The following is a 25616-nucleotide window of genomic DNA, read 5'->3' as shown; positions in this document are numbered from 1 at the left end:
TATTAGTCCTCAATATCTTTTACTAAGATGAATCTAGTTACAAAAATTCCTTTGTGGTCTCCATCTCCTGAGTCGCTCTCTACAGCACTCGTTACATGAAGTAGTTCCCAGCCCTCTGCAAGAAGGTTTGTTAGTTTATCTGAGATCACTGCATCGTTTGAGGCGATATTCTGAAAATTGATACCAGTCATGCTATAAAAGTTAAGAAGCTTTGTTTCGTCAAACTTTTTTACTTTAATCGCTTTCCTAGAAACATCTTTTTGAGAACTTTTTTTTCCATCTTTTCTGTCGGTAGTAAGGTTCTTAGAGCTAATTTCAGATTTCTCTTCAATAATTCTAGAACGACCTATTCCCATTGGAACAATAGACTCTACAGTTGTTACAATCTTGATCACTTTCTTTGCTTGTACGTCTACTGCTAACATTAGCATGATAGCCAATATCCCTATGACCTTGTTTGTTTTTATCATCTGTAATAAATTTGTAAGTGATTATACCATTTTCCTCTATTGGTATGCAAGCTTTTAGATTTATTACAGATGTTAAACAAAATTACTTTAGATTTTCATCAAGGAAGTTGGTGAATAATCTGTATAGATGATTTCGTGTATTCCCACCATATATGCTATGATTTCTGTTTGTGTAACTCATCATCTGAAATTGAACGCCCGCTTGTACTAATACTTCAGCCAACTCTGCACTGTTTTGGTAGTGTACGTTGTCGTCTGCTGTGCCATGACATAGAAGATACTTTCCTTTTATTTTTGGAGCCCAATAGATCGGTGAATTTTTGTCGTATCCATCCGCATTCTCTTGTGGTCTTCTCATGTAACGCTCGGTGTATACTGAGTCGTAGAATCTCCAATTTGTTACAGGAGCAATCGCAATGGCAGCCTTAAATACATCTGCCCCTTTCGCTAGACATAAAGTTGACATGAATCCACCATAGCTCCATCCCCAGATGGCAATGTTTTTCTGATCAATATAGTTTAGACTACCTAAGTATTTTGCAGCATCAATTTGGTCGTCGCTCTCTAGATGTCCAAGATCCATGTATGTGCATTTTCTGAACTCTTCACCACGAGCACCAGTCCCTCTTGGATCAACACATGCTACTATATATCCTTTTTCTGCCATATAGTAGTACCAATCGATATTGAACTTATCCAACACTTGTTGTGAGTTTGGTCCACTATATTGAGTCATTAGAAGTGGGTAATCTTTGTTTTTATCAAAATTAGATGGTTTGATCATATAACCATTCAATGAGACGCCCTCTTTGTTCTTGAAGGTGAAGAACTCTTTGGTTGGCATCTGATACTGCGCAATCTTTTTATTCAGTTTATTGTTGTCTTCAAGAACACGTAATGTCTTCCCTTTTCTATCTTTTAAACTAGTGACAACAGGAGTGTTAACACTAGTGTATGTGTGGATAAAATAGGTGAAATTTTTACTGAATATTGCATTATTGGTTCCTTTTTTGTCTGCAATGGAATAGTTCTTTTTTCCATTATATGAGGTCGCGTACACCTCTCTTTGCATGGCATTTCTTTTAGCAGCTTGATAGTAGAATACTTTTCGTTTGCTGTCATAGCCATAGTACTGTGTTACATCGTAGTCGCCAGGAGTAAGTTTCTTTACAAGTCCCCCTAGCTTGTCGTATAGATACAAGTGCATGTAACCATCTTTTTCGCACCCTACCACAAACTCTTTGTCATTCGGTAGGAATGTTAAATAGTCGTAGGTGCTTTCGTCGATATATCTCTGATTCTTATCTGTATAAACCAAACGAGTATCGCCAGAAAATGGATTCGCTAGAAGAAGTTCTAGTTTGTCTTGACGACGATTTAGTCGGATGACTCCTAGGTCAGAACCTGAAAAGGTCCATCTTAGTCGTGGGATGTATTGGTCTTTTTCTTCTCCTATATCTACTTTAATAGTGTTTTTCTTTTTGATGTCGTAGATGTGTACACTAACCTCAGAGTTTGCCTCTCCTGCTTTAGGATACTTGTATGTGTATTCTCCTGGATACTCTTTGTATTCAGGAAATGTTGGATGGCTTCCTTTATACATAGGAAAACTAAACGTTTTTACTTTCGATTCATCGAATTTGATATACGCTAGTTTCTTGCTGTCTGGCGACCATGCAAAGGCTTTATTGAATCCAAACTCCTCTTCGTATACCCAATCTGGTGCTCCGTTGATTATCTTATTAAACTCTCCATCTTTGGTGATCTTAAACTCTGTACCAAAATATAATGTAGAGACGTATAAGTTATTCTTTCTAACAAAAGCTATTCTGTTCCCGTCAGGAGAGAAGGTTGCCAACTGCTGGGGTCCATTTTTAGAGAGAATCTCTAGCTTCTTGGTTACGAAGTTATATACGTAATACTCGGCTGTGAAGGAGTGTCGATATATTTTGTGAACCTTAGTTTTTAAAAGTACTTTGCTTTCGTTCGCCGAAAATTCGTAACCAGAGAATGATTTTATTGGAGCATCCTCTATTTTGTTCAAGTCTAATAGAACCGCTACCTTCTTGCCTGTTTTATAATTATACTTTACAATTTGAGAGCCATTTTCTTCAATTGTAGTGTAAGATAGCCCGTCGTTCATGCTTCGGATTCCATAGATCCTTTTGGCATAAAAAGAGTAGTTTGTAACGACATCTTCAAAAGATATCTTTTTGCTCTGTGCAAAAATACTGGAAGAGAATATAAAGATCGCTAGGACCGAAAACAATAGCTGCTTCATAAGGCCTGTTCTGTTGTTAAATGATTTGTATTAAAAAATTATGAGTCCCACTACCATTAAAGGTTGTAGTCGTTTGGCTCATGTTTACTATAACCTTTCAAAGGTATTAAGGAGTTCTAAAGAAAACAAAGATCTATACTATAATATATGATAAAGGTAATGGAATTTACTGTTGTTGAAATAGTTCTATTAATTTGTTTTTGTTGAGTATTCACTCTCTCGTGACCTCATTGGGAGGTGTTTTTTTTATTGCTTTCTGTGCTGTGAACACTTAATTCCTTTACATGTGACTTGTCATTTTTTAAGGCAATATCCATGGGCTAAATTTTCGAGATTATAAAAATCCCCAAATTTTTTATGATCGCTGTCTATTGGAGCTTCTGTCTATTATATTAGAGTGCTAAATGAAAAGCTCTGTCGGTGTGTGTGTTGAGATGAAAGGTCCTCTTTTTAAAGAGGTTGAGACTATTCTTTTTGTTGATTTCTGTTATTCTAAGATAATCTGTAATTAATATGAGTAATTATTTCTGATAATGTGTATCTTTGAAGCCAGTTTTAAATTATAATAATGTCAATGATTAATATAACCTTACCCGATGGCTCGGTAAAAGAATTTGAGTCAGGAGTGAACGGACTTGACATTGCGAAGTCAATTAGTAACCGACTTGCAAAAGATGTTTTGTCTGTGACCGTAAATGGAGAGATATGGGATTTAAAGCGCCCAATTGAATCAGATGCTTCAATTAAACTCAATACGTGGGATGACCGTGACGGAAAAGAGGCTTTTTGGCACTCATCTGCTCACCTTATGGCTGAAGCGATTGAAACGGTTTATCCTGATACGAAATTCGGAATCGGACCTACGATCGAGAATGGGTTCTATTACGATGTTGATCTGCCAGAAGGTAAAACCATCACAGAAAAAGATCTAGAAAAGATCGAAAAGAAGATGGTGGAATTAGCGCGTCAGAAAAACGATATCGTCCGTATAGATGTCTCTAAAACCGATGCATTAAAACGATTTGAAGAGATACAGGATCCTTATAAGTTGGAACTTATTTCCAATCTTGAGGATGGAACCATCACTCTATATAATCAAGGGGCTTTTACAGACCTTTGTCGTGGACCTCACTTGCCAAACACTAGCTATATTAAGGCAATTAAATTGTTGAGCGTAGCAGGTGCTTATTGGAGAGGTGACGAAAAAAATAAAATGCTAACTCGTGTGTATGGTATCACTTTCCCTAAAGCAAAAATGCTAACGGAATACCTACATCAGTTGGAAGAAGCTAAAAAACGTGACCACCGTAAGATCGGTAAAGAGATGGAGTTGTTTACTTTTTCACAAAAAGTTGGACAAGGTCTTCCTCTTTGGTTGCCAAAAGGTGCTCAGTTAAGAGAAGCTCTTGAGAATTTCTTGAAGCGTGTGCAAAAACGTTTTGAATACGATCAGGTGATTACTCCTCACATTGGAGATGTGAATTTGTATAAGACTTCTGGTCATTTTCAGAAGTATGGAAAAGATTCATTTCAACCAATTAGTACTCCTCAAGAAGGCGAAGAGTATTTGTTGAAACCAATGAACTGTCCTCACCACTGTGAGCTTTATCGCTTCAAACCTCGCTCATACAAGGATCTTCCTGTTCGTATGGCTGAGTTCGGAACTGTATATCGTTATGAACAAAGTGGAGAGCTTCATGGTTTAACTCGTGTGAGAAGTTTTACACAAGATGATGCACACATCTTCTGTCGTCCAGATCAATTGAAGGAAGAGTTTCTGAAGGTGATAGATATTATATTTATCATTTTCAAAGCACTAGATTTTAAAGATTACACGGCGCAGATCTCTCTTCGTGATCCAAGTAATACTGAAAAGTATATCGGAGCTGACGAAAATTGGGAGAAAGCGGAAAGTGCAATTATTGAAGCGTGTGAAGAGAAAGGATTGAATACAGTAACCGAATTAGGTGAAGCCGCTTTTTATGGTCCTAAGCTAGACTTTATGGTAAAAGATGCCCTTGGTCGTAGTTGGCAGTTGGGTACAATTCAGGTGGATTATAACCTGCCTGAGCGCTTTGATTTGACTTATATCGGTGCTGATGATAAGCATCATCGTCCTGTAATGATACACCGTGCTCCATTTGGATCAATGGAACGATTTTGTGCTGTATTGATTGAACATACTGCTGGTAAGTTCCCACTTTGGTTGACACCTGAGCAAGTGGTGATTCTACCTATCAGTGAAAAATATAATGATTACGCGAAAAAAGTTTCAAATTATCTAAATATTTGCGATATTCGCAGCATTGTAGATGATAGAAATGAGAAGATTGGGCGTAAAATTCGTGATAACGAGTTGAAACGTATCCCATACCTTCTAATTGTTGGAGAACAAGAAGCGGAAAATAATACTGTTTCTGTTCGACGTCAAGGAGAGGGAGATCAAGGTTCTAAGACAATGGAAGAATTTGCTTCCTTTATCTCTGCCGAAGTTCGTTCTCAACTAGGATCTATTTATGAATAAAAACGTGATTAGAATTACAAAACTTAAAGTAGGGAGGATTTAGCCATAGCTGGAATGAGACCACGCGGTAGAAGATTTCAACATCAAGAAACAAAACCCGCTAACCGAATTAACCAATATATTAGAGTACCTCAGGTACGTCTTGTTGGTGATAATATTGAAAACCCTGGGGTTTATAGTACAAACGAAGCAATAAAGATTGCTGATGCGCTTGATTTGGATTTGGTAGAAATTTCTCCAAAAGCCGATCCGCCTGTTTGTCGTGTCATTGATTACCAAAAGTTTCTTTATCAACAAAAGAAGAAACAAAAGGAAATGAAGGCGAAAGCGGTTAAGGTGGTAGTGAAAGAAATTCGTTTCGGTCCGAACACAGATGATCATGATTATAACTTTAAATTGAAGCATGCTGAAAAGTTCCTTAATGAAGGTGCTAAAGTAAAAGCATATGTCTTTTTTAAAGGTCGTACGATTCTGTTTAAGGAGAAAGGCGAAATCCTACTATTGAGATTTGCTCAAGATTTGGGAGAGATCGGTAAAGTAGATCAACTACCAAAACTTGAAGGTAAACGTATGATCATGTTTATTTCACCGAAGAAGAAGAAATAATATTAATTCAAAAGAGGTCAGAGTCATGCCTAAGATGAAAACGAATCCTAGTGCTAAAAAGCGTTTTAAGCTTACTGGGTCAGGAAAAATTAAAAGAAAACATGCTTATAAAAGTCATATTTTGACTAAAAAAAGCAAGAAACGTAAGAGAAATCTTACTTACTTCGGAACTGTATGTAAAGCTGATGAAAACAACATCAAGTTGTTGCTTTGCATGAAGTAATCTTTTTAAAGATTTTTTTTATTGTATTTAACTAGAGTTGCTTAGCTCAGTATAAGTGTTCACTAATGTTTAGTGAAACGCTAAGTCGCTCCAAAATTTAAAATTATGCCAAGATCGGTAAACCACGTAGCGTCACGCGCTCGTAGAAAAAAGCTTCTTAAAGAAACTAGAGGTTATTGGGGAGCTAGAAAAAATGTTTGGACGGTAGCAAAGAATACTTACGAAAAAGGTTTGTGCTATGCGTACCGCGATAGAAAGAAGAAGAAATCATCATTCCGTGCTTTGTGGATTCAGCGTATCAATGCTGCTGCACGTATGGAAGGTCTTTCTTATTCGCAATTTATTTGTCTTCTTAAGGCAAACAGCATCGAGATTAACCGTAAGGTTCTTGCTGATTTAGCGATGAATCACCCTGCTGCTTTCAAAGCAATTGTGAATAAAGTAAAATAATATCTTCTTGATTAGGTGATTTAAGCACTATATATTAAAAGGTCGACGTTCACGTCGATCTTTTTTTATATGATTCATGTTTTATAAACAGCTTCATTTATGATATTTTTTTATGTTAGTCTTAATATTATGTATTATATTCGAATATAATCTAGTATTAAGATTTTATATGTTATTACGTTTTGTTGAAAGGTCTTTGAGGCATTCTCTTGTTTTATTGCTAATTATTCTGTGTAATTCTTGCGCTTTAGATGATTATCATTTTGATGAAATCAGCTATATTCAAGCGGAGTTTAATGTTGCAGCTCCTGTTTCCAGTGGGACTTTTGAAGTGTGGGGGTTAATTGGAGGTGAATCAAAAAAACTTCTATCTAAAGATGAGAATGAGCATATGCTATTCTCATATCAGCAACGAAATGTGTTTGGTTACAATGTAGATCCCTTGGTTTCACTTCCTTCTTATTTGACTATTGCAGATGACCAGATTGTTATTGATGAAAAGAATATCATTGCCTCTCTTTTTCGGAATACTGATCGATATGCTTTCCAAAGATCTTATGATCTCTCATTTGAAAACGAAGATAATCCATCGTTACAAGTGTATAGTGCAGTGATATCTTCTGGTTCTTTATCTATCGGTGTGCAGAAACATGGAGGTCTAGATGGTGCGATACTAAAAGTTAAGATCAGCAATTTAATGAGTCTTGATGATAGAGAAGTACCGATGGAATTTGAAATAGCTTTAGATGATTATACAACTCCTTTAATTATTCCGATAAAGAACAAAAAGTTAGATTTTCAGAGTAATAGTTTTGCAGAGAAAATCGATAAAGAGTATTATCTGGAGTTTCCAAAATTGGATGATTCATCGGTACGTGATTGTTCTGTTGATGTTCAGATAAGCATGAACGATATAAGTTATAGCTCGTTTGTAGGGGATATTGGAGAACACACTATTGATATAGCCAAATCAAAGCTTGATTTCGATTTTCCAGTGTTTGATAAACTAAGTAGTGGTATATATTTTACGAATCCTGAGATTGAGATCTCTACACGATGTGGGATTTCAGTAGATGCGGAATTGCAGGTTGACATCGATGCCGAAGATAATAATGGAAACATCTTTAGTTTAGAGGCTCCTAATGCAAGAGTTTTTATTCCGCATTGGACCAATATAGGATCAGTAGCCTATGGGGCATTTACATTTGACAAGCATATTTCCAATATTGATAAACTCTTCTCTTTACCTCCTTCTAAATATTTAACGATTGGAGGAAGGGTGTTTTTGAATAAACCTGAAAATGGTTTTTTACCAGTAGTGAATCCTACTCATCCTAATATGATATACCAAGGAGCAACCTTTGAAGCTGATGCCCAAATATCTATTCCCATTGCTTTTCGTTCTGATGAGACGGTGTTTCGAGATACCATTGACTTTTCGCCATTAAATCTTGAAGATATTTCTGATGTTACTTTGTATCTAAAATATTCTAATAAAATTCCTCTAACAATGGTGTTGGATGTGTATCCTGTTTGTTATACTCAAAAAGAAAAAGGAAAGAGCTCTGTTGTATTAGGGGATGCAATACATCTTGGAGAAATACTATCTCCAACAATAGATGAGCATGGTCGTCCTCTTCGTATTGCCAAAGGAATACTTAAGGTTTCGCTTTCAGAAGAGAGTATAGAACATTTAAGTGTTTGTCATAAGCTTATTGTTAAACTTAAGTCCAATACGTTAGAAGGTCGGTATATAGACCTGTTGGCTTCTGATTTTATCAATCTTGATTTTGCCGTTTCTTATAAAAACCAATATCACAATACAATCTCAAGATGATTATGCGAATATTCTACATGTTGTTATTCTGTTTTCTTGGGAATATTTTGAATGCTCAAGATGCAAATCTATACAGAGTGTCTACTATTGCCTCTGTCAAAATTAATCCTGCCTATAATATTGGTGAAAATAAGATTCTTTTTTCTTTACCATTGCTTTGTGTTGAGGTTAATGGCTCAATGGGTGGATTATCATATAATGACATTATTGATAAGTCTTCGTATGGTTCTGATGGGAAATTGGCTGTCGATCTAAATAAGATATATACGAATATGGATAATACAAGTATCTTCTCTTCAGGAGGGCAGGTAAATCTATTTTCATTTATTACTTCTAATCAGAAAGGTTCGTTTATGTTTTCAGTAAATGAGGTCTTTTATCACCAGCAGCTTTTTCATAAAGAGATGCTAGATATTGTTTTAAATGGGTTTACCATAGAACCTAATGAAAGTAATACTTTGGCCTATAGAAATAAAAATACAGGTCCAGTATCTTTAGATTTAATGCATTATAGGGAGTTTGCTTTTGGATTTCAAAGGAATATCTCTTCCGATCTTCGTTTTGGTTTTCGGATGAAACTATTGACAGGATTGGCATCTGTCTCTTCAAGCAATGCTTATATTAAAAGTTCGTCAAAGAGTTTAGACCGGCTAGATATTGATGTAAATATGAATGTCAATGTCTCTGCTCCGATATCTTATGAGTTATATAAAAATGATTTTTCGGGATCTAGGTTTCGTAATTTTGAATATAATTTTGACTCATCCTATTGGTTTAATTTTGATAATCTAGGTCTAGCTTTGGATTTAGGTCTTGAATATGCTCCTTCTAAACGTTGGCTTCTTTTTGTGAGTTTATTAGATTTAGGATCGATCTCTTATAAGTCGAATGTTTCTCAAATATATACCAATAGCAAGATACAGTTAGAAGGGGCAGATATTTCTAATTCCATAAATGAGGACAATATTCAATATCTTCCTTTTGATAAAGCTGTACAGGCAATGATAGAGAAGACTGACAGCCAGCTGGAGTTAAAGAATATGAGTCATCCCTTTTCTCAAACGCTTCCTCTTCACTTTAATTTTGGTAGTACATATTTATTTACTAAAAACTTTGAGTCTTATGTATGGTTGAACATGCAATCTTACCAAGGAGTCTTTTCGATTGTTCCAACCATTGGGTTAAGGTATTGTTATAAATATTTTCGTGTCTCAACCAATTGTGGTTGGAGATATGATAACCCGACTTTTGGCTTTAGTTCTAATTTGGATATTGGAAACTGGAGTATATATGGTTCGATAAGCAATATATCTCCTTTAACGAGTATTAATTCCCCTTTACACTCTTCTGTAAGTTTTGGAGTCTATTTTGTTTTGGATAGACATGAATCTCACGTATATTAGTGCTCATATATATTATTGAAAAGCTTGTATATGGAAAATATAGTGGTTTCAATCCGCAAAGCTTCATGTCAGGATATCCCAGATATTTTAGCGATTGTAAAGGATGCCGTTAAGTATATGAATGCAAATGGAAACTATCAATGGAGTGTAAACTATCCGACGAAAGATGTCTTCTTAAATGATATCTCTTTAAATGAATTATGGGTTGCTGTGTGTGGGGATGTTATTGCTGGTGTAGCTGCGATTAATATGGAGCATACTCCTGAATATGATACGCTTGTATGGGAAAAGCGTGGCGAATATTGGGGTATTCATCGTATTGCTATTTCTAAACAGTTCAAAGGGAAACGTGTTGCTGAATCTTTTTTTCAAAAGGCTGAAGATATTGCTAGAGAAAGTGGAACAAACTACATAAGAATTGATACCAACATTTTAAATAAATCAGCACAACGTCTTTTTGAAAGATTAGGTTATGGCTATTGTGGTCAGGTCTATTTTGCTAAGACAGAGACACCTTTTGTTTGTTATGACAAACTATTAGAGGATTAAGAAGAGTTATTGGATTTAATTTAAAGTGTTTCCTTAATGAGGGAAATACCTGTTTCACTAGAGATAGCGAAAGGAGAAGGTTGTATATAAACCTTCTCCTTTTTCATATCTTTGGGACTAGTGTTTATTTCCAAAAACATCAAACCCAAAACGAATACCAACGAGGACTTTAAATGTGCTTTGTTCGTCATCATTGATTGTAGAGTCATATTGAGAATATCCTGCTACAGCATGTAGATTGAAATCTTTTCCTTCGAAAGGGTAGTAGTTTATAAAGCCTTCAATTGTGTTGCCTGTATAGTTTTTACCGTCTACAGCCATGCCCTTTGAGTCATAAGCCTCTCTGTTATCATAGAAGTATTTGATTCCAGGGCGGAGGTGTTTCCCTTCGTAATAGAATCGTAAAGGAATTGAATAGAATGTCTCATCTTCTAATGTCTGTCCTTTCATATTTTTGACATAGGCAAAATCTGTATCGATTTTTATTTTGTCGAAGTTCCAACGAGCTCCTACTTCTGATAGAATACCGAAATTGTCAAAATCCATATCTGTTGCAAAGTTTACCAATGGCATTACAAATCCCTCTCCAAGATCTCCATACCAATACACATTCCAGTAGAAGTCTTCTTGATTAAATGTACCATCAATATTCATAGATTCTGATCCGTTGACAACCTGGACACCCAATTCTTGTCCATCGAATCTATAGGCAGCATTAATACCTGTTTTCCAAACAGAAAGGAAGTTGTTTACACCACTGTAGATGTATACATCATTTGGATCGTAAAGTGCTTCGTATGATCCAATATTGAACCACTGTTTACCAACGGTGAATTTCCAATTGTTGTTTTCGTATGAAATTCCAAGTTTTTCAATTTGTCCTCCAAGTCCATCTGTAGTAGATGCATTATAGTTTCGAAATTGCTGTCTATAGAAGAAGTGAAGCCCTTTATATATATCGATATCTGTTTGTAAAACAACTTTCGAAGTTATAAATTGCTTAGAATCTACATTTGAGATATCCCCTTCATTGTCTAGTCCTTGGTAGTCAATACGACCATCAATTTTAAAGGTTATCTTGTCAAATGGTACTTTGAAGTTTTCTTGGCCCACAGCGATCCCCCCGCATAGCATGGCCATGATGATTAAAAATTTTCTTACTCTCATTTTCTTAGTTAAATATAGATAATATAAGAACTGCTCAATTTATGAATATTGAACAGTCCTTTGTGTTATTCTTGGACTCTTTCTAAAAGCCAAAGCGATAGTTCATTCCAAATAGAATGAACTTTAGTTCATCAGCGATACCAAACTCTCCTCTTAAAGCCCAGTGTCTATTTATTTCAAATTGTCCTCCAAATTCGATAGAGGTCTTTTGTATTAAATCTTTTTCAATATTATAACCGATATCACTAGTAAATAGGTTACCATCCCCGATATTCACTTCTTCACCAGTCTTATCGTATACAGCTTTTTCAATACTATTATATACCCCGTTTAGAACTGCTTTTTGCGTTCTGCTTAACCCGTTGTACCATTCATCATATGCTTGATCTATCCCTGGAAGTGCTTCGTTGAATTTAATACTACCTGAGTTTCCTTCAGCTTTGGTAAAATCACGATACATAGCACCAACATAAAATACAAATCTTCGTTGTTTTGCCATCTTCCAAGAGTGTCCTACTCGAATTGATGATGTAAGTACTCCTACTTGATTGGTTAGAAGCTCTGTATTGGTCCAACTGTGGTTGATATCTCCAGAAATAAAATAATTCTTATATCCGTACACTAAAGTTGCACCTAATCCTAATGCAGTTGCTTCAAAATCAACTGTTGATGAAAAAAGAGGAAATTCCAAACCCGAGGCACCAGGGACTTGTGCTCCTAAGTTAGAAAAATCAGGTTTTAAGCTTACCGCTGTACTACCTGAATTCTGAGAAAAGAGACCATACACATTGATAAATGGTAAAACCCATGCATCAATCCTAAGATTAATACCATTGGATGAAGCCATTGTTTGTTGAAAACCAAGAGTCTCTTTATTGAGCCATGGTGACATATCTAAACCATTGACTGACATGCCAAACTCTGTGATATCAAGGTACATCTCATTGTAAACATAATTGATTCCAATACCGATGGGTAACGGTAGATCAATTCCTCTTTCGTATGCTTTATCTCCCCATATAGGTAAGCTATATGGGTATTGGTCATTCTCTTTTTTCTCTTGTGCAAAAACATTAGTCCATGTAATGCATGCAAATATCAAACATAAATAAAGTTTCTTCATGAATATGTATATTTAGTGTTGCTCACGATTAGTCAAAAACAGTACCAGTTTTTGTTTTTATGAACAACTCTATACATAAAGAGTTCAAAAAAATGTTACACAATATATTGTTTGTTATTTAATAACCCCAGAACCAATGAGTTCGTCATTTACATACCAAGCTGCAAATTGACCAGGAGTGATACCTCTTTGTGGATTGTCAAAAAGAACATATACTCCCTCTTCTTCCACATACATTGTCCCTTTCTCAAGAGGTTGACGATATCGAATTCTGAAGTCCATTCTCTGTTCTGATCCAACAAATAGCTTTAGGTCTGGACGTATCCAATGCATGTCGGTGTGTTCTATAAATAGGCCTTGTCTGTAGAGTCCAGCGTGTTTTTTCCCTTCTCCTACATATACAATATTTCTTTTAACGTCAGTTCCAATGATAAATAGAGGCTCTTTATATCCTCCAATATTCAATCCTTTTCTTTGTCCAATAGTATAGAAATGAGCTCCATTGTGTTCTCCTATAACCTTTCCGTTCCAAGGTTTATAAGGATATTCAAAACAATGTTTATTGAAAGACTCTTTTTCAATTGGAAAGTCTCTTTTCTTTGCACTGAACGTATTCGGAATTTCAATGACATTCCCTTTTTTAGGTTCAAGTTTTTGTTGTAAGAATGTTGGAAGGTCTACTTTTCCAACAAAACAGATACCTTGAGAATCTTTTCTTTCAGCAGTGATAAGTTTTGCTTCTCTAGCTATCTCTCTTACCACAGGCTTCTCTAAATGGCCTATAGGAAAAAGAGTTTTATTTAGCTGATCTTGTGAAAGCTGGCATAGGAAATAACTTTGATCTTTATTTCCATCAGCTCCAGCTATGAGTTGTGAATATTCTTGTCCATCTTTATCGATGGTAGATTTCTGACAGTAGTGTCCAGTGGCTACGTAATCTGCCCCGAGTTCGAGTGCTTTATCAAGAAATACATCAAACTTCATCTCTCTGTTACAAAGTACATCTGGGTTAGGAGTTCTTCCAGCTTCATACTCACTGAACATATAATCGATAACTCTTTCTTTGTAGTGTTCTGAGAGATCGACCACATGAAATGGAATCTCTAGTTTTTTTGCAATCATTGAAGCAAATTCAACATCGTCCTCCCATGTGCAACTACTAGTTAAAGTACCAACAGTATCTTTGTAATTGATCATGAATACACCAATGACTTCATAACCATCCTTTTTGAGCAGATAAGCTGCGACACTTGAATCTACACCACCTGATAAACCGACTACAACTTTTTTCTTCATTTCGTCCTCTTCAAAATAAGTGACAAAAATAGGGTTTTTGAATAAAACTTTTACTTTTTAATTCAATTAAATGTACAATTAATAAAATGTAATCCATGGGATAGATGATGTTAAATTTTTATATTCTCTTTTTTGTATAACATTTATAGACAATTCATTTATTATTTAAATACTATCTTTGAGGTGTATAATCACCATAGAATTGATAGTATGTTGAGCGATAATAATAATGATATAAAAGATCTTTTAAAAAGCTACCTCATTACTGATGAAAAGGAGTATATAGAGCTCTTGTCTAAAGTCGAAAAAGTTACTTTAGATAATGTAGGTGATAAAGTCTATTTCAGAGGGTTAATAGAACTATCTAATTACTGTGTGAAGGATTGTTATTACTGTGGTATTCGCAAAGGGAATACTGAAGCACATCGTTATGAACTGTCTGTTTCAGATGTTCTATCTGCCATTGATGTTGCGTACGAACAAAACTATGGCTCTATCGTGATTCAAGCAGGAGAGCGTACAGATATCCAATTTGTAGACAAGATCTCGGAGATTATAATAGAGGCCAAATCTCGATATAAAGACCATTTAGGGATTACACTATCTTTAGGTGAGCAGTCTAAAGAGACGCTTCAAAAGTGGTTTGATTATGGAGCCCATCGATATCTTCTTCGTATTGAAACATCGAACAGGGAACTCTATTATAAATGGCATCCGAATAATGCCTTACACGATTATGATAATCGATTAAGTACCCTATATTCTCTCAAAGAGATTGGTTATCAAGTGGGAACAGGAGTGTTAATAGGTGCTCCATTTCAATCAGTTGATGACTTGGTGAATGACCTTGTTTTTTATAAAACGTTTGATATAGATATGGTTGGTATGGGGCCCTTTATTTCTCATCCTAATACTCCTTTGTTTGATAAAAAAGAGACCTCCGATGATCTTAAGCATCGTTTTGACCTTTCTTTAAGAATGATTACTTCTTTAAGATTGTTGATGCCTACTATCAATATCGCAGCTGCGACCTCTTTACAAGCAATAGATCCAATGGGAAGAGAGAAAGCAGTTAGAGCAGGTGCCAATATTATTATGCCTAATGTCACACCACAAAAGTCAAGAGCTGATTATCAGTTATATCCTAATAAACCTTGTATTGATGAAGAGGCTTGGGAATGTAAAGGTTGTCTTGAAGCCCGATTGTCTATGGTTCATAGGGATATCGGTTTTGGGGAGTATGGTGATTCCCCTCATTTCTTTGAACGAATCTAAATTACATAATAAAAAAAACTATTGACTATTATTACTGTTCTCTATTATATAAATAATTTAAAATTGATTGTAATGAAAAGCATCAAAGGAACAAAGACAGAACAAAATCTACTGAAATCATTTGCTGGAGAGTCACAAGCTCGTAATCGTTATACTTTCTTTGCTAAGCAAGCAAGAAAAGAGGGGTATGAGCAGATTGCTGCTATTTTTGAAGAGACCGCTTATAATGAGCAGGTTCATGCAAAGAGATTCTTCTCTTTTCTAGAAGGAGGCGAAGTAGAAATTACTGCGACTTATCCAGCAGGAATCGTTGGTACTACTGTTCAGAATCTATACGAAGCTGCTAATGGAGAGAATGAAGAGTGGACTGATCTTTATCCAACTTTTGCTGATATTGCTGAGGAAGAGGGTTTCAAAGCGATTGCAGCTTGTTTTAGAAATGTTGCTAAGGTTGAGGCAGAACACGAAAAGAGATATCGTAAGCTAATTGAGAGACTTGAGAAAGAAGAAGTCTTTGCTCGTGAAGAAGAAACTGTTTGGGTTTGTCGCCACTGTGGACATGTACATATTGGTAAAAATGCTCCTAAAGCATGTCCTACTTGTCTACATCCACAAAGTTATTTTGAGCCTAAAGCGGATAACTATTAATGGGTACTAATTCTTAATTAATCGGTTAATACCTTTAGGATATAAAAAAAAGTAAGCAAGGATAATTAATATCCTTGCTTCCCACCAACAAAAATTATTTAACCTCAAATCCTTGAATTCATAAAGAATTACCCTTAAATTCAAGTACTACAAATATATGTATTTATTTATAACAACCAAAGTAAAATATAATTAATTAAGCATGGTTGAGCAACTCTCTTTCGCCGAATAATCAATAAGTTATATTTTTATAGTCTATTTTCTCCCTATATTATTTCTTTTTTCATATCTAGAAAATGTCGCATGTTTTGTGCAAGATGTTTGGCTGTTTCTCCTCTCTAGTGAGAAGATTATTAATCTCTTACGAATTGTAAATTTCTTTTTTTGTTTTTCATAAATATTCACAATTAATTGCTTTTTTAAGTATTAATATTCTCTTGTATATATTTGTTCATAATGATTGAATCATAAATACTTTAAAAAAATATGATGGAATAAGTTTTTCTTAATAATTGTCTATTGTTTAGTATAAAGATTTCTGTTGAACTCGTAATCATCCATGTTCGTTTTGATTTAAAAAGATAAGATTGTTCTATCTTTGTCACAATGAATATTGTTTATACAAATTACTTTTATGGTTCTATATATTATAATTTGCCTATACATACTCCTGCTTTTTGCTTTAGGTTTTCGATCTCATTTTAGAATTAAAAATTCTAATGATTTCATTGTTGCAGGCAGAAAAGGTACGGAAGTAGATATAACAGGCAGTTTATTGGCTACTGTTGTTGGTAGTTCTGCAATTCTTGGGACTCTTAATTTAACTGTTACACAAGGATGGGCAGCCTTATGGTTTCTCTTCTCTGCCTCTTTAGGGCTATGGGTTTTAGTGCCTAAGGTTGAGGAGATATATAATAAACAAAAATTGACGTTACCACAATTAATAGGTTCTTATTATGGAAATCAAGCTAAATTTATCTCTTCCGCTATAATTCCGATTGCTTGGGTTGGGATCGTTGCAGCACAGATAATCGGAGCAGCAAAAATCTTGGTCACCTTAACCGGAACCTCTTATGAAAACTGTGTATATATTGCAGGTTTTGTTTTGATTACTTATACTGTTCTTGGAGGACAAGTTTCCATTATAAAGACAGATAAAATACAATCTGTTTTTATCTATATCGGTCTGTTTGTTTTCACCGCAGTTCTTCTTTTTAAAGACGGTTTTGAACACGTAGAGCCTTTACAGCAATCGTTCCCCTTTAATTCTTCCTTTGGTGTAGGGGATCTTTTTATTTTGATATTGACCTATTCCACCACTTTTTTAGTAGGTCCTGATATATACACCAGAATATTTTCGTCCTCCTCATCGAAAGTTGCAATGCATTCTGTGCGTAATGTCGCGATTCTCTTGCTGCCCTTATCATTTGTTTTATGTTATGTTGGCATGTACATTAATGGATTGAATATGCCTGTTTATAGCAATGGAATTAATTTTATGGCATTTGTAAAGGGATATGCACCAGAAACCATTTTTATCTTGTGTTCTTTGTCTCTATTAAGTGCGGTATTATCTTCTGCTGATACAACTTTGTTGTCAGCATCTATCATCTTAATGGATATAAGGAAGAGTGATGATCTATCTTCATTAAGACGTACAAGAATCATCATAGTCCTTCTAGGACTTATTGCTACATTAATTGCCCTTAAAATTGGTTCTATTATTAAGATGTTATTGACTGCACTATCTTTCTATTCAGGAGCATTCATCATCCCTGTATTGGCCGTATTATACTTAAAACAGAAGCCAAAAGGTAATCCTATGGTTGCAATGATACTTGGTGGTTCTGTTGCATTGATAGGAAAGGTTGCAGTTTTAATGGGGCATAGTTGGGGTAATTGGATAATCGTATCTGCATTTACAGTCAATGCACTGTGTCTATTTTTTCTTAAGAAGAATTGAGGGGAGAAAAACAGGAGGGCACCTTAGTCACCCTCTTGTTTGAAAACTATAGAATAAAATTCATTCCTAAACGAACAGATCCTAATCTCGCCTTCTTAGGATTGATATAGGTCAAAATATTATCAGTCACGGCATATATTTGGAATACACCAAGTTTAAGAGATCCACCCATTCCAATCATACTACCTGAGAGGTTTGAATAGGAGTAGTTTGTCGTGAATTGTAATGGTTTACAACTAATGGTTGTAGATAGCTGCATCATAGTCTCAGAAATATCGTTAAAGGATTGGTATTTTCCTAAAAATCCTGCAGACAACCATTTATTATGACGATAAGTAGAAGTGACAAATAGCTTCATTGGAAGTGTCATAGAGAAATTGTCTCCTCTTTTTCTGACTCTAAACGACTCCTTAATTTCATCTACTAAATTATCAGATGCATCTTCTAAATCTTGATAATTTTCGTTGTTGTTATTTACACTATTAGAAACATCAATACCTGAGTAATTATAATGAGCTTCTTGATATATTTGGGAACTATTCTTAAAGCTAATGGCTCCTAGGTCTACGACGCTTAGTCCAAAAGACCAACATGAATCAAGCTTATAAGTGATACCTAAATCTACTCCAAAACCAAAATTCTCAGTATTGGTAAAATAACCACTATCGAAGTTTGTATCGATATCATCTACATACTCTTTCCCATTATCATCTTTCTTCATGGTATATTCGATGGGAGCAGCTACATTTATTTTCCCCGCAGTATATATATCGATTGACGAAAGGTTGTTAGAGCTTGTTCTAATATTGAAGTTATCTCCTTGTATTCCTGCCATTCCAAAAAGGAATTTTCCTCTTACTCCAACATTAATATTTTCATTAATGATACGGTCATAGCCAAGGGAAAATTCACGGTAGTGAACCATGTTAATACCAATATTACCCGTATTTATATCTGTGAACTTTTGAGGAATGTCGTTATTGTAGACAATAGAAGTACCTTCAGTGATTAATTTAGCCAACCCTGGTTCAAATTGAAAGTAACCCATTGCTTTCTCCTTCACTTGAAAGGAATAGTAACTATTTCTACTCTTGATTCCAATACCAAACAGACCAATCTCTGTATTTAATGAAATGATTTCTTTATCTCCCATATTTTGTTGGATAAGATCAAAATCAATAATATTCTTTCCATCCGTTTGGGTTGTAATATTAGAAAAATTTAGATTTCCTGTAGTGAACTGAATATCTGTATAATTAAGTACTGGTAACGTAAAAAATGTTGATCTACTATCTAATTTATAGGCAGGATTGACATCCATTGAATTTGGACCATCTAAATTAAATAGTGTAGCATTCTGTGCTTGTGCTTCAAATGTAAATCCGCAAATTAAGCCGATGATATATATATATAGTCTTTTCATTTTTCTATCAGTTTATTTTAGTTTTTTACTTCTACTCCAATTTCAGTCGCCAATTCAAAATTAAATGGTAGATCCGCTTTAAGGTTTGCTTTTTTACCATCAGGGGTGTTAATCGTTAACTTGAGAATGATTGCATCTGTATTATTAATGTTTTCAATATCTTTCTTTGTTAAGCTAACGTAAGAGTAACCTTCTTTCATTTCAATTGGATTTCCCTCTTCATCGACCTCTGCACTAGGGATGAGATTGAATGTAATTTCGTCTCCCACTTTTGTGTTATTGGACTTATTGTAAGGTTGTGCTATAGCACTAATGTTTAAAGGAAGTTTGTGCTCGTATTTAAAGATTAGCTTGACATTCGCCAGCTCTTCTATATTTTCATTTAGATCGATAGTATCGCTGTAGTTTAGATTATGAGCTTCAAATTGTAGAGGAGACTCCATTTTGAAGTCGGCTTTAAATTGACTGTCAGGATAGATGATATTAGGATTGTCTCGAGTCACCTCCACACTGTTTCCATCTAAATCTTTATTGATACTTACTTTTCCATCAAATGTTATTTTTTCATTCGGAGGTAGGCCAATAAAATCAACAATATTAGAGTTGTCTTTATTTATAATGTATTTCCCTTCTTTAAGGATATTTCCTTCCTCTTTACTAGGAGTAACAATATGGTATGGTGCAGGGTTAAGGTCCACGGGATCACGTTCTGTATTGTAACCAACTATATTTGCATTCAATATAGAGTAAGCAGAGATATTTGTTTTGGTTGTAATTTCGATACTTGGGTTTGTGAATTTAAGTCCATCACCAAGTTCATTTAATGCATCAATATCGACATCCACTACTTGGTTCTCGATATTAATCTCTTGTTTTCCTAAATTGGCTTCTATTGAGTAAAAGACGAGATCATCGATATGAAGAGATAGTGTCATTTTTGAAGCATCTGTTGCTTGATTTACATCCCCTTTGAATTGAATCTTTATTTTTACAGGTAAGACATCTGCATTGTCTTCATGGTCAAAGTTTAATGTAACGTCATTTAGATCGAATTCCACGTTATTAACTCCTGGAGTAGCTTCCAAATTAAAGACAAGCTCCTCCTCTCCACTAGTCGTCTTTTGGGTAGATCCTATTAGTGTCATTTCTATATCTGCATTCAATGAAGGATGAGGATTTGTAAGATGGACCTTCAACTTACCTGTAGTGATATTTGCTTCATATACTTGAAGTGAGCTGTTGTCAGTAGAAGTCGTTACGACAGGAGTCTTTTCTGTCACTTCAATAGGAGGAACTGTTATGGTCAATCCTGGTACATATGGGATAGCTGGAATGTCAAAGTTTATATCTCCGGCAGGAATACTTGTTGGGAAAGTGTAAAGTTCGCTAAGGTCATATTTAATAACCTCATTTTCTGTGTATGTAAAAATGATATCTCCACTTTCGCTTTTCTTAATATTTTCATTGCTATTCCCTTCGAAGAAATCCCAAAGCTGAAATTTTCCATTGGCTACAGGTGCAGACACTTGTGTCTTAATATCCTCAATTTCGATATTGTCAAATTTGTAATTGTCTTTCGAACATCCTGAAAAAAAAGCAGATGCGATTACAATTGGCGCAATTTTGAACCAATTCCTTGAGATGGTTGTTAAAATCATATGTTGATGGCTTTAGATTAAATAATTTATATATCAGTATATTAAGAGTAATAACACTAATAGATTTTAAAATGTTTAAAGTAATCAATAATTGTATGTTTCTTACAATTTTTTTACATTAAATAATTATGAAAATTGTTTTTTTTAAGTCCACTCTATTTCTCTTTTTTCTCTTGTTTTTCAGTCATCAAATGGTTGCAGATGAAAAGAGTAAAGATGACCATACTAAGAAGATTTTTAAAGACTCATTGGATGGTGCATTTGATGTAAGTGATTTCCTTGCGACAAAGACAGGCTTTTTAGCTGTTCCCGGTATTGTGACCAATCCTGCCGTGGGATATGGAGGTTATGCTACCGCACTTTTTTTTCATAGTTCTTTCGCTGAAAGTCAAGGGTTTCCTACCATGACAGGAGTGATCGGAGGTGGGACTGAAAATAGCTCCTGGATGCTTGGAGCCTACCATCTACAGTCTTTTTTTGAGGATCGTTTCCGCCTGACCTCTTTCTTCGGCTATGGAGATGTAAACCTTCGTTTTTTTGGCCGAGGTTATACTGATTTTCTTAAAAATCATGAGGTGATGCTGGGGATGGATGCTTGGGTGTTATTTGTAGATGGCTCTTATCGTATAAACAACACCAACTTCTTTGTTGGAGGAAGATATGTTTTTGTAAATAATGATAGTCGTTTATCTCCTAATGTCTCTTTTTTAGATCTTGATTTTAAGTCTACCGTGAGTGAAATAGGATTGGTGGTGTCTTATGATTCACGTAATAACTTCTTTTCTCCTTCGAAAGGGATTAAAGGGGAAGTGAATTATCAATATAGTGGGACATGGTTAGGGGCTGATAATAACTATTCTCGATTATATAGTTATCTCTTCGGATATATCCCAATTACCAAGAAACAATCTTTAGGAATACGTGGAGAGTATGATGTCGCTTTTTCAGGTGCCCCTTTCTATATGGAGCCTTTTGTCAATCTGAGAGGAGTTGCAATAATGCGTTATCAGGATAAACAGATGTTTGAAGCAGAAGCTGAGTATCAATTTTCTCTGTATAAACGTTGGTCTGGTGTTACATTTGTTGGAGTGGGCGATGCTTGGGGAACAGGAAGTTCTTTTTTCGAAGACGATGTTGCAGTCAGTGGTGGTTTTGGTTTCCGTTACCTATTAGCACGTAAGTTTGGAATGAAGACTGGGATCGATTTTGCGTGGAGCAAAGACACCTTTGCTTTTTCAATCGTCATCGGTAGTGCTTGGTTACGCAACTAAATACTGTTACCAAAGGGACGTGGAAGAGGGAAAGATGAAGTCTTCCCTCTTTTAGTAATATTATATTTTTCTTTTAAATTCAGAGCAAATAATAGAGGTTGCCATAGCTACATTTAATGATTCCGATCCTTTCTCTTGACGGAATGATGGAATGGTTATTTTGTTATTGACTATAGCCTCAATCTCTTCAGAAATTCCTTTACCCTCATTTCCCATGACGATAATCCCATGATTGTTTAGTGACTTTGTGTAAATATTATCCCCTTTTAAAAATGTTCCATATATTGGCATATGTAGATCGGTAGCACTCTTTAAACAGTCTTGAAGATCTACATAGTGCACTTTAATACGAGTAATAGCCCCCATAGTGGCTTGGATAACTTTGTTATTAAATACATCCACTGTGTTTTTTGAACACAGTATGGTGTCGATGCCAAACCAATCTGCTATACGAATAATAGTGCCTAGATTACCTGGGTCTTGAATATTGTCTAGTGCAATCGTAAGATTGTTCTTAATGGCAGTCATATCAAGCGTCTCTTGCTTGATAGGGATTATGGCAATGGCATTAGATGCTGTGGAAAGTGCCGAAGCTTTATGTATTGATTCGTTATCTACATTGACGATCTGTATGCTGGCTTTACTTGCAATGGAGGACAACCTTTGATAGGCATCTGGATCGGCATAAATTGTCTCCATGCTTTGACCTGCAAGGATAAGATCTTCAATAATCTTTGCCCCTTCTGCAATGTATTTCTGCTCTTGTTTACGATGCTTTTTCTGTGATAACTGTTTTATATATTTGATTCGATTTTTCGATATTGCTTCCATAAAAAAACTTTTTGTAAAAGTAAATGTTCCTTCATATGGGAACAAATGAATAATCAAATATATTTCTAATTTGACCTTTTTAATTCTGAAAACTCAATTTTATAGACTATTTTTGTGAATATTGGTTAAAGTGAATATCATCCCTTTGTTGATTGCTTCTTTAATGAAGTAATAACATATACATAATTTGAATATGTTCAAAAAGAGCTTTTTATATCTTCTTCTTCCATTTGTCTTCTTTATGGTTGCTTGCAACCCTACAAAATATGTGCCTAAAGATCAGTATCTTTTAAATAAAGTCCACATTAAGATGGATACAAAAGGTATTGATAAGAAAGATTTAAATACCTATCTGCGTCAAGAACCAAACGCTCGTATTTTAGGCTTTATGAAGTTCCATTTAGGTTTATATAATCTATCACCTAGAAAAAAGAAAGAGAGTTTTTGGACTCGGATAGGGGAGCCCCCTGTCGTTTTTAGTTATACGAAAACAGAACGTAGCAAGGAAGAAATGTTAAAACACCTAAAAAATCTAGGTTATTATCATGCCTCCATTCGTGATTCTGTGAAGTTCAAAAAGAACATGGTGGATGTTACTTATTTTATCACTCTTGGTGCTCCTTATCTGATTTCCGATTTTACTGTGGATATTCAGGATAGCGTCATGAGAAATGTGGTTAATAATGTGAAGCCAGAGAAAGAGATAAGAAAAGGGGATAAGTTTGATATCAATAAATTAGATAAGTTTCGTAATAAAATGAAGAAAGAGTCTCAAAAAGAGGGATTCTATAAATTCGATGAAGACGAAATATACTTTACAGCTGATACTTTGGGGCGTAGTACCAGTGTAGATTTAACAATGGTTGTACAGCCAAAGCGGGTTCTTGTGAACGATTCAGTGGTATTAAGACCTAATGAGAAATATAAAATTAGACATTATCGAGTATATCCTCAGTTTGATCCCAAACGGCTTATTTTGTCATCGGAACCTATTAAGTTTGATACCATGCGCATAGACAACTATATGTTCTTATACGAAGGCGATTTACGTATTAATCCGAAATTGGTGATAAGGGCAAACCATATCGATGATTCTGAATTTTACTCCTCTTATAATGTTGATAGAACCTATAGCCAACTTACGCAGTTGAAGCTATATCGTGCTATGAATATCCAATTTATTGATACCAAGCAGAGAAGCGATGATGGATATTCATTGCTGGATTGTGTCATGCAGCTTACTCCAACTAGTGAACAGTCATACTCTTTTGAATTGGAAGGGACGAATACGTCGGGTAATCTAGGGGTTGGAACGAATTTAGCATACCAGCATAAAAATCTTTTTAAAAGTGCCGAAAGAGTCGATGTAAAGTTTAGTGGTGCAATAGAGCGACAGCGTTATGGTACACAGGATACCATTAAACTATTTAATACCCTTGAAGGGGGGGTTGATGGCAAATTTACCATCCCTAAATTCTGGTTCCCATTTAACTCCGGAAATTGGTTTAACTACTCAACTCCTCAAACCCAATTCGTCTTATCCTACAACTATCAACAGCGCCCTGACTATACTCGTACAATTGTTCGTTCTGGATTTGGTTATCGTTGGAAGTCTAGTCAATTTTCTTCGCACGAAGTGAATCCCTTAGATCTCTATCTTGTGCGTATGTTTGCGCTTGACCCCGAATTCGTAGCATCAATAGAAAACCTAACTATTCGAAGTTCGTATACCGACCACTCTATTTTCGCATTCTCTTATAGCTACACTTATAATACCCAGAATATGAGAAAGCGATCCGACTATTGGTATCTTTATACGAAGTTGGAAACATCAGGTAACTTGTTGCAGTTGATTAATACTTCGATGGATAAGGATAAAACACAATTTGATAGCAATCCAGAGCTTCAATATACATTTTTTGATACTCCTTATGCCCAATATGTTAAGTTTAATGTGGATGCCCGACGTGGGCTCGTGTTAGATAAGTACAATACACTAGTTTTTAGAGGATATATGGGAGTTGGTATCCCATATGGAAACTCGGTTCAGCTACCGTTCGAACGAAAATATTATGCCGGTGGTGCCAATGATATTCGAGGTTGGGGAGCTCGTACCCTTGGCCCTGGTTCTTATAAATCAGACCCTTCTTCATATCCAAACCAAGTAGGAGATGTTAAATTAGAGGCAAATGTTGAGTATCGATTTAAAATGGTAGGGATGTTTGAAGGGGCTCTCTTTTTCGATGCTGGTAATATTTGGTCTATTGATGATAACAGGGAGGGGGCAGAGTTTGATTTCGACCGATTTTATAAAGAGTTTGCTGTCAGCACTGGTGTTGGTGTTAGGTTAAATTTTGATTATGCTATTATACGTGCAGATCTCGGCTTGAAGCTACGTGATCCTTCTGAACCAGAGGGTAGTCGATGGATTCCTGCGAATAGAAAATTTCAAAAGTCAGACTTTGCGCTATCTATTGCAATAGGATATCCATTCTAGGTCGTCATTTTTCTGCTATACAACATGCTGTTTCGTTTTTTATTTGTACATTTGCATGACTTCTGATTTAAATCAATAATGGATTGAAATTAAGTAGTTAATAATTACAAGAAATTCAGAT

Annotated in this window: 20 protein-coding genes; 12 read left to right on the top strand and 8 right to left on the bottom strand. The window is 35.3% G+C overall.

Annotated features, from left to right (window positions below; all coding sequences use genetic code 11):
• Positions 1-2 precede the first annotated feature (2 nt).
• Both K4L44_11095 and K4L44_11090 read right to left on the bottom strand, forming a co-directional pair.
• Positions 3-470: a hypothetical protein gene (locus tag K4L44_11095; GenBank protein ID QZE13135.1), complete on the bottom strand. Its 468-nt coding sequence runs from the start codon at positions 468-470 to the stop codon at positions 3-5.
• An 82-nt stretch (positions 471-552) separates the two neighbouring features.
• Positions 553-2751, bottom strand: a complete 2199-nt coding sequence (locus K4L44_11090) for a S9 family peptidase (protein QZE13134.1) — start codon at positions 2749-2751, stop codon at positions 553-555.
• Between the two features lie 574 nt (positions 2752-3325).
• On the opposite strand from K4L44_11090, the gene thrS reads away from it, so the two are divergent.
• The 7 genes from thrS (at position 3326) to K4L44_11055 (ending at position 10343) form a co-directional block, all read left to right on the top strand.
• Complete coding sequence (gene thrS, locus K4L44_11085; GenBank protein ID QZE13133.1) at positions 3326-5275, top strand: threonine--tRNA ligase; 1950 nt, start codon at positions 3326-3328, stop codon at positions 5273-5275.
• Between the two features lie 54 nt (positions 5276-5329).
• Positions 5330-5881 carry a translation initiation factor IF-3 gene (gene infC, locus K4L44_11080; GenBank protein QZE13132.1) on the top strand — a complete coding sequence of 184 codons (552 nt, stop codon included), beginning with the start codon at positions 5330-5332 and terminating at the stop codon, positions 5879-5881.
• 25 nt (positions 5882-5906) lie between these two features.
• Positions 5907-6104 (top strand): 50S ribosomal protein L35, encoded by a 198-nt coding sequence (gene rpmI, locus K4L44_11075; protein QZE13131.1) that lies wholly within the window; start codon positions 5907-5909, stop codon positions 6102-6104.
• A gap of 105 nt (positions 6105-6209) precedes the next feature.
• Positions 6210-6554: a 50S ribosomal protein L20 gene (gene rplT / locus K4L44_11070; GenBank protein QZE13130.1), complete on the top strand. Its 345-nt coding sequence runs from the start codon at positions 6210-6212 to the stop codon at positions 6552-6554.
• Between the two features lie 169 nt (positions 6555-6723).
• On the top strand, positions 6724-8391 hold the full coding sequence (locus K4L44_11065; GenBank protein ID QZE13129.1) for a hypothetical protein: 1668 nt from the start codon (positions 6724-6726) through the stop codon (positions 8389-8391).
• A gap of 2 nt (positions 8392-8393) precedes the next feature.
• Positions 8394-9794, top strand: coding sequence for a hypothetical protein (locus tag K4L44_11060; protein QZE13128.1), 1401 nt, complete (start codon positions 8394-8396; stop codon positions 9792-9794).
• 30 nt (positions 9795-9824) lie between these two features.
• Positions 9825-10343, top strand: a complete 519-nt coding sequence (locus K4L44_11055; protein QZE13127.1) for a GNAT family N-acetyltransferase — start codon at positions 9825-9827, stop codon at positions 10341-10343.
• Positions 10344-10460: 117 nt separating this feature from the next.
• Here K4L44_11055 and K4L44_11050 read toward each other — a convergent pair whose 3' ends face one another.
• The 3 genes from K4L44_11050 to mnmA form a co-directional block, all read right to left on the bottom strand.
• A complete protein-coding gene (locus tag K4L44_11050; protein QZE13126.1) occupies positions 10461-11510 on the bottom strand; it encodes a hypothetical protein in 1050 nt (349 codons plus the stop codon).
• A gap of 82 nt (positions 11511-11592) precedes the next feature.
• Positions 11593-12633, bottom strand: a complete 1041-nt coding sequence (locus K4L44_11045) for a hypothetical protein (GenBank protein ID QZE13125.1) — start codon at positions 12631-12633, stop codon at positions 11593-11595.
• Between the two features lie 114 nt (positions 12634-12747).
• The gene (mnmA, locus tag K4L44_11040) at positions 12748-13929 is read right to left on the bottom strand and encodes a tRNA 2-thiouridine(34) synthase MnmA (GenBank protein QZE13124.1); all 1182 of its coding nucleotides are present in this window, start codon (positions 13927-13929) and stop codon (positions 12748-12750) included.
• A 210-nt stretch (positions 13930-14139) separates the two neighbouring features.
• Here mnmA and hydE point away from each other — a divergent pair, with 210 nt between their 5' ends.
• The 3 genes from hydE (at position 14140) to K4L44_11025 (ending at position 17815) form a co-directional block, all read left to right on the top strand.
• Entirely contained in the window at positions 14140-15204 is a 1065-nt protein-coding gene (gene hydE, locus K4L44_11035; protein QZE13123.1) for a [FeFe] hydrogenase H-cluster radical SAM maturase HydE, read from the top strand.
• A 72-nt stretch (positions 15205-15276) separates the two neighbouring features.
• Positions 15277-15852 carry a rubrerythrin family protein gene (locus K4L44_11030; GenBank protein ID QZE13122.1) on the top strand — a complete coding sequence of 192 codons (576 nt, stop codon included), beginning with the start codon at positions 15277-15279 and terminating at the stop codon, positions 15850-15852.
• Positions 15853-16486: 634 nt separating this feature from the next.
• On the top strand, positions 16487-17815 hold the full coding sequence (locus K4L44_11025) for a hypothetical protein (protein QZE13121.1): 1329 nt from the start codon (positions 16487-16489) through the stop codon (positions 17813-17815).
• A gap of 46 nt (positions 17816-17861) precedes the next feature.
• On the opposite strand, the gene K4L44_11020 is transcribed toward K4L44_11025, so the two are convergent.
• Complete coding sequence (locus tag K4L44_11020) at positions 17862-19238, bottom strand: hypothetical protein (protein QZE13120.1); 1377 nt, start codon at positions 19236-19238, stop codon at positions 17862-17864.
• Positions 19239-19255: 17 nt separating this feature from the next.
• On the bottom strand, positions 19256-20896 hold the full coding sequence (locus K4L44_11015; GenBank protein QZE13119.1) for a hypothetical protein: 1641 nt from the start codon (positions 20894-20896) through the stop codon (positions 19256-19258).
• A 128-nt stretch (positions 20897-21024) separates the two neighbouring features.
• Here K4L44_11015 and K4L44_11010 point away from each other — a divergent pair, with 128 nt between their 5' ends.
• Positions 21025-22167, top strand: coding sequence for an outer membrane protein assembly factor (locus K4L44_11010; GenBank protein QZE13118.1), 1143 nt, complete (start codon positions 21025-21027; stop codon positions 22165-22167).
• Positions 22168-22227: 60 nt separating this feature from the next.
• Here the strand turns inward: K4L44_11010 and K4L44_11005 are convergent, their stop codons facing one another.
• A complete protein-coding gene (locus K4L44_11005) occupies positions 22228-22998 on the bottom strand; it encodes an RNA methyltransferase (protein QZE13117.1) in 771 nt (256 codons plus the stop codon).
• A 193-nt stretch (positions 22999-23191) separates the two neighbouring features.
• Here K4L44_11005 and K4L44_11000 point away from each other — a divergent pair, with 193 nt between their 5' ends.
• Positions 23192-25495 (top strand): BamA/TamA family outer membrane protein, encoded by a 2304-nt coding sequence (locus tag K4L44_11000; protein QZE13116.1) that lies wholly within the window; start codon positions 23192-23194, stop codon positions 25493-25495.
• Positions 25496-25616 lie beyond the last annotated feature (121 nt).

It is taken from the genome of Prolixibacteraceae bacterium (genome assembly GCA_019720755.1).
Classification (GTDB): domain Bacteria; phylum Bacteroidota; class Bacteroidia; order Bacteroidales; family Prolixibacteraceae; genus Halosquirtibacter; species Halosquirtibacter laminarini.
Note: the sequence above shows the minus strand (reverse complement) of the source record. Positions and strands in the feature narration are given on the sequence as shown.

Coding starts and splice junctions, on each gene's coding strand:
- K4L44_11095 (QZE13135.1), bottom strand. CDS start 470: ATGATAAAAACAAACAAGGTCATAGGGATATTGGCTATCATGCTAATG.
- K4L44_11090 (QZE13134.1), bottom strand. CDS start 2,751: ATGAAGCAGCTATTGTTTTCGGTCCTAGCGATCTTTATATTCTCTTCC.
- thrS (QZE13133.1), top strand. CDS start 3,326: ATGATTAATATAACCTTACCCGATGGCTCGGTAAAAGAATTTGAGTCA.
- infC (QZE13132.1), top strand. CDS start 5,330: ATGAGACCACGCGGTAGAAGATTTCAACATCAAGAAACAAAACCCGCT.
- rpmI (QZE13131.1), top strand. CDS start 5,907: ATGCCTAAGATGAAAACGAATCCTAGTGCTAAAAAGCGTTTTAAGCTT.
- rplT (QZE13130.1), top strand. CDS start 6,210: ATGCCAAGATCGGTAAACCACGTAGCGTCACGCGCTCGTAGAAAAAAG.
- K4L44_11065 (QZE13129.1), top strand. CDS start 6,724: ATGTTATTACGTTTTGTTGAAAGGTCTTTGAGGCATTCTCTTGTTTTA.
- K4L44_11060 (QZE13128.1), top strand. CDS start 8,394: ATGCGAATATTCTACATGTTGTTATTCTGTTTTCTTGGGAATATTTTG.
- K4L44_11055 (QZE13127.1), top strand. CDS start 9,825: ATGGAAAATATAGTGGTTTCAATCCGCAAAGCTTCATGTCAGGATATC.
- K4L44_11050 (QZE13126.1), bottom strand. CDS start 11,510: ATGAGAGTAAGAAAATTTTTAATCATCATGGCCATGCTATGCGGGGGG.
- K4L44_11045 (QZE13125.1), bottom strand. CDS start 12,633: ATGAAGAAACTTTATTTATGTTTGATATTTGCATGCATTACATGGACT.
- mnmA (QZE13124.1), bottom strand. CDS start 13,929: ATGAAGAAAAAAGTTGTAGTCGGTTTATCAGGTGGTGTAGATTCAAGT.
- hydE (QZE13123.1), top strand. CDS start 14,140: ATGTTGAGCGATAATAATAATGATATAAAAGATCTTTTAAAAAGCTAC.
- K4L44_11030 (QZE13122.1), top strand. CDS start 15,277: ATGAAAAGCATCAAAGGAACAAAGACAGAACAAAATCTACTGAAATCA.
- K4L44_11025 (QZE13121.1), top strand. CDS start 16,487: ATGGTTCTATATATTATAATTTGCCTATACATACTCCTGCTTTTTGCT.
- K4L44_11020 (QZE13120.1), bottom strand. CDS start 19,238: ATGAAAAGACTATATATATATATCATCGGCTTAATTTGCGGATTTACA.
- K4L44_11015 (QZE13119.1), bottom strand. CDS start 20,896: ATGATTTTAACAACCATCTCAAGGAATTGGTTCAAAATTGCGCCAATT.
- K4L44_11010 (QZE13118.1), top strand. CDS start 21,025: ATGAAAATTGTTTTTTTTAAGTCCACTCTATTTCTCTTTTTTCTCTTG.
- K4L44_11005 (QZE13117.1), bottom strand. CDS start 22,998: ATGGAAGCAATATCGAAAAATCGAATCAAATATATAAAACAGTTATCA.
- K4L44_11000 (QZE13116.1), top strand. CDS start 23,192: ATGTTCAAAAAGAGCTTTTTATATCTTCTTCTTCCATTTGTCTTCTTT.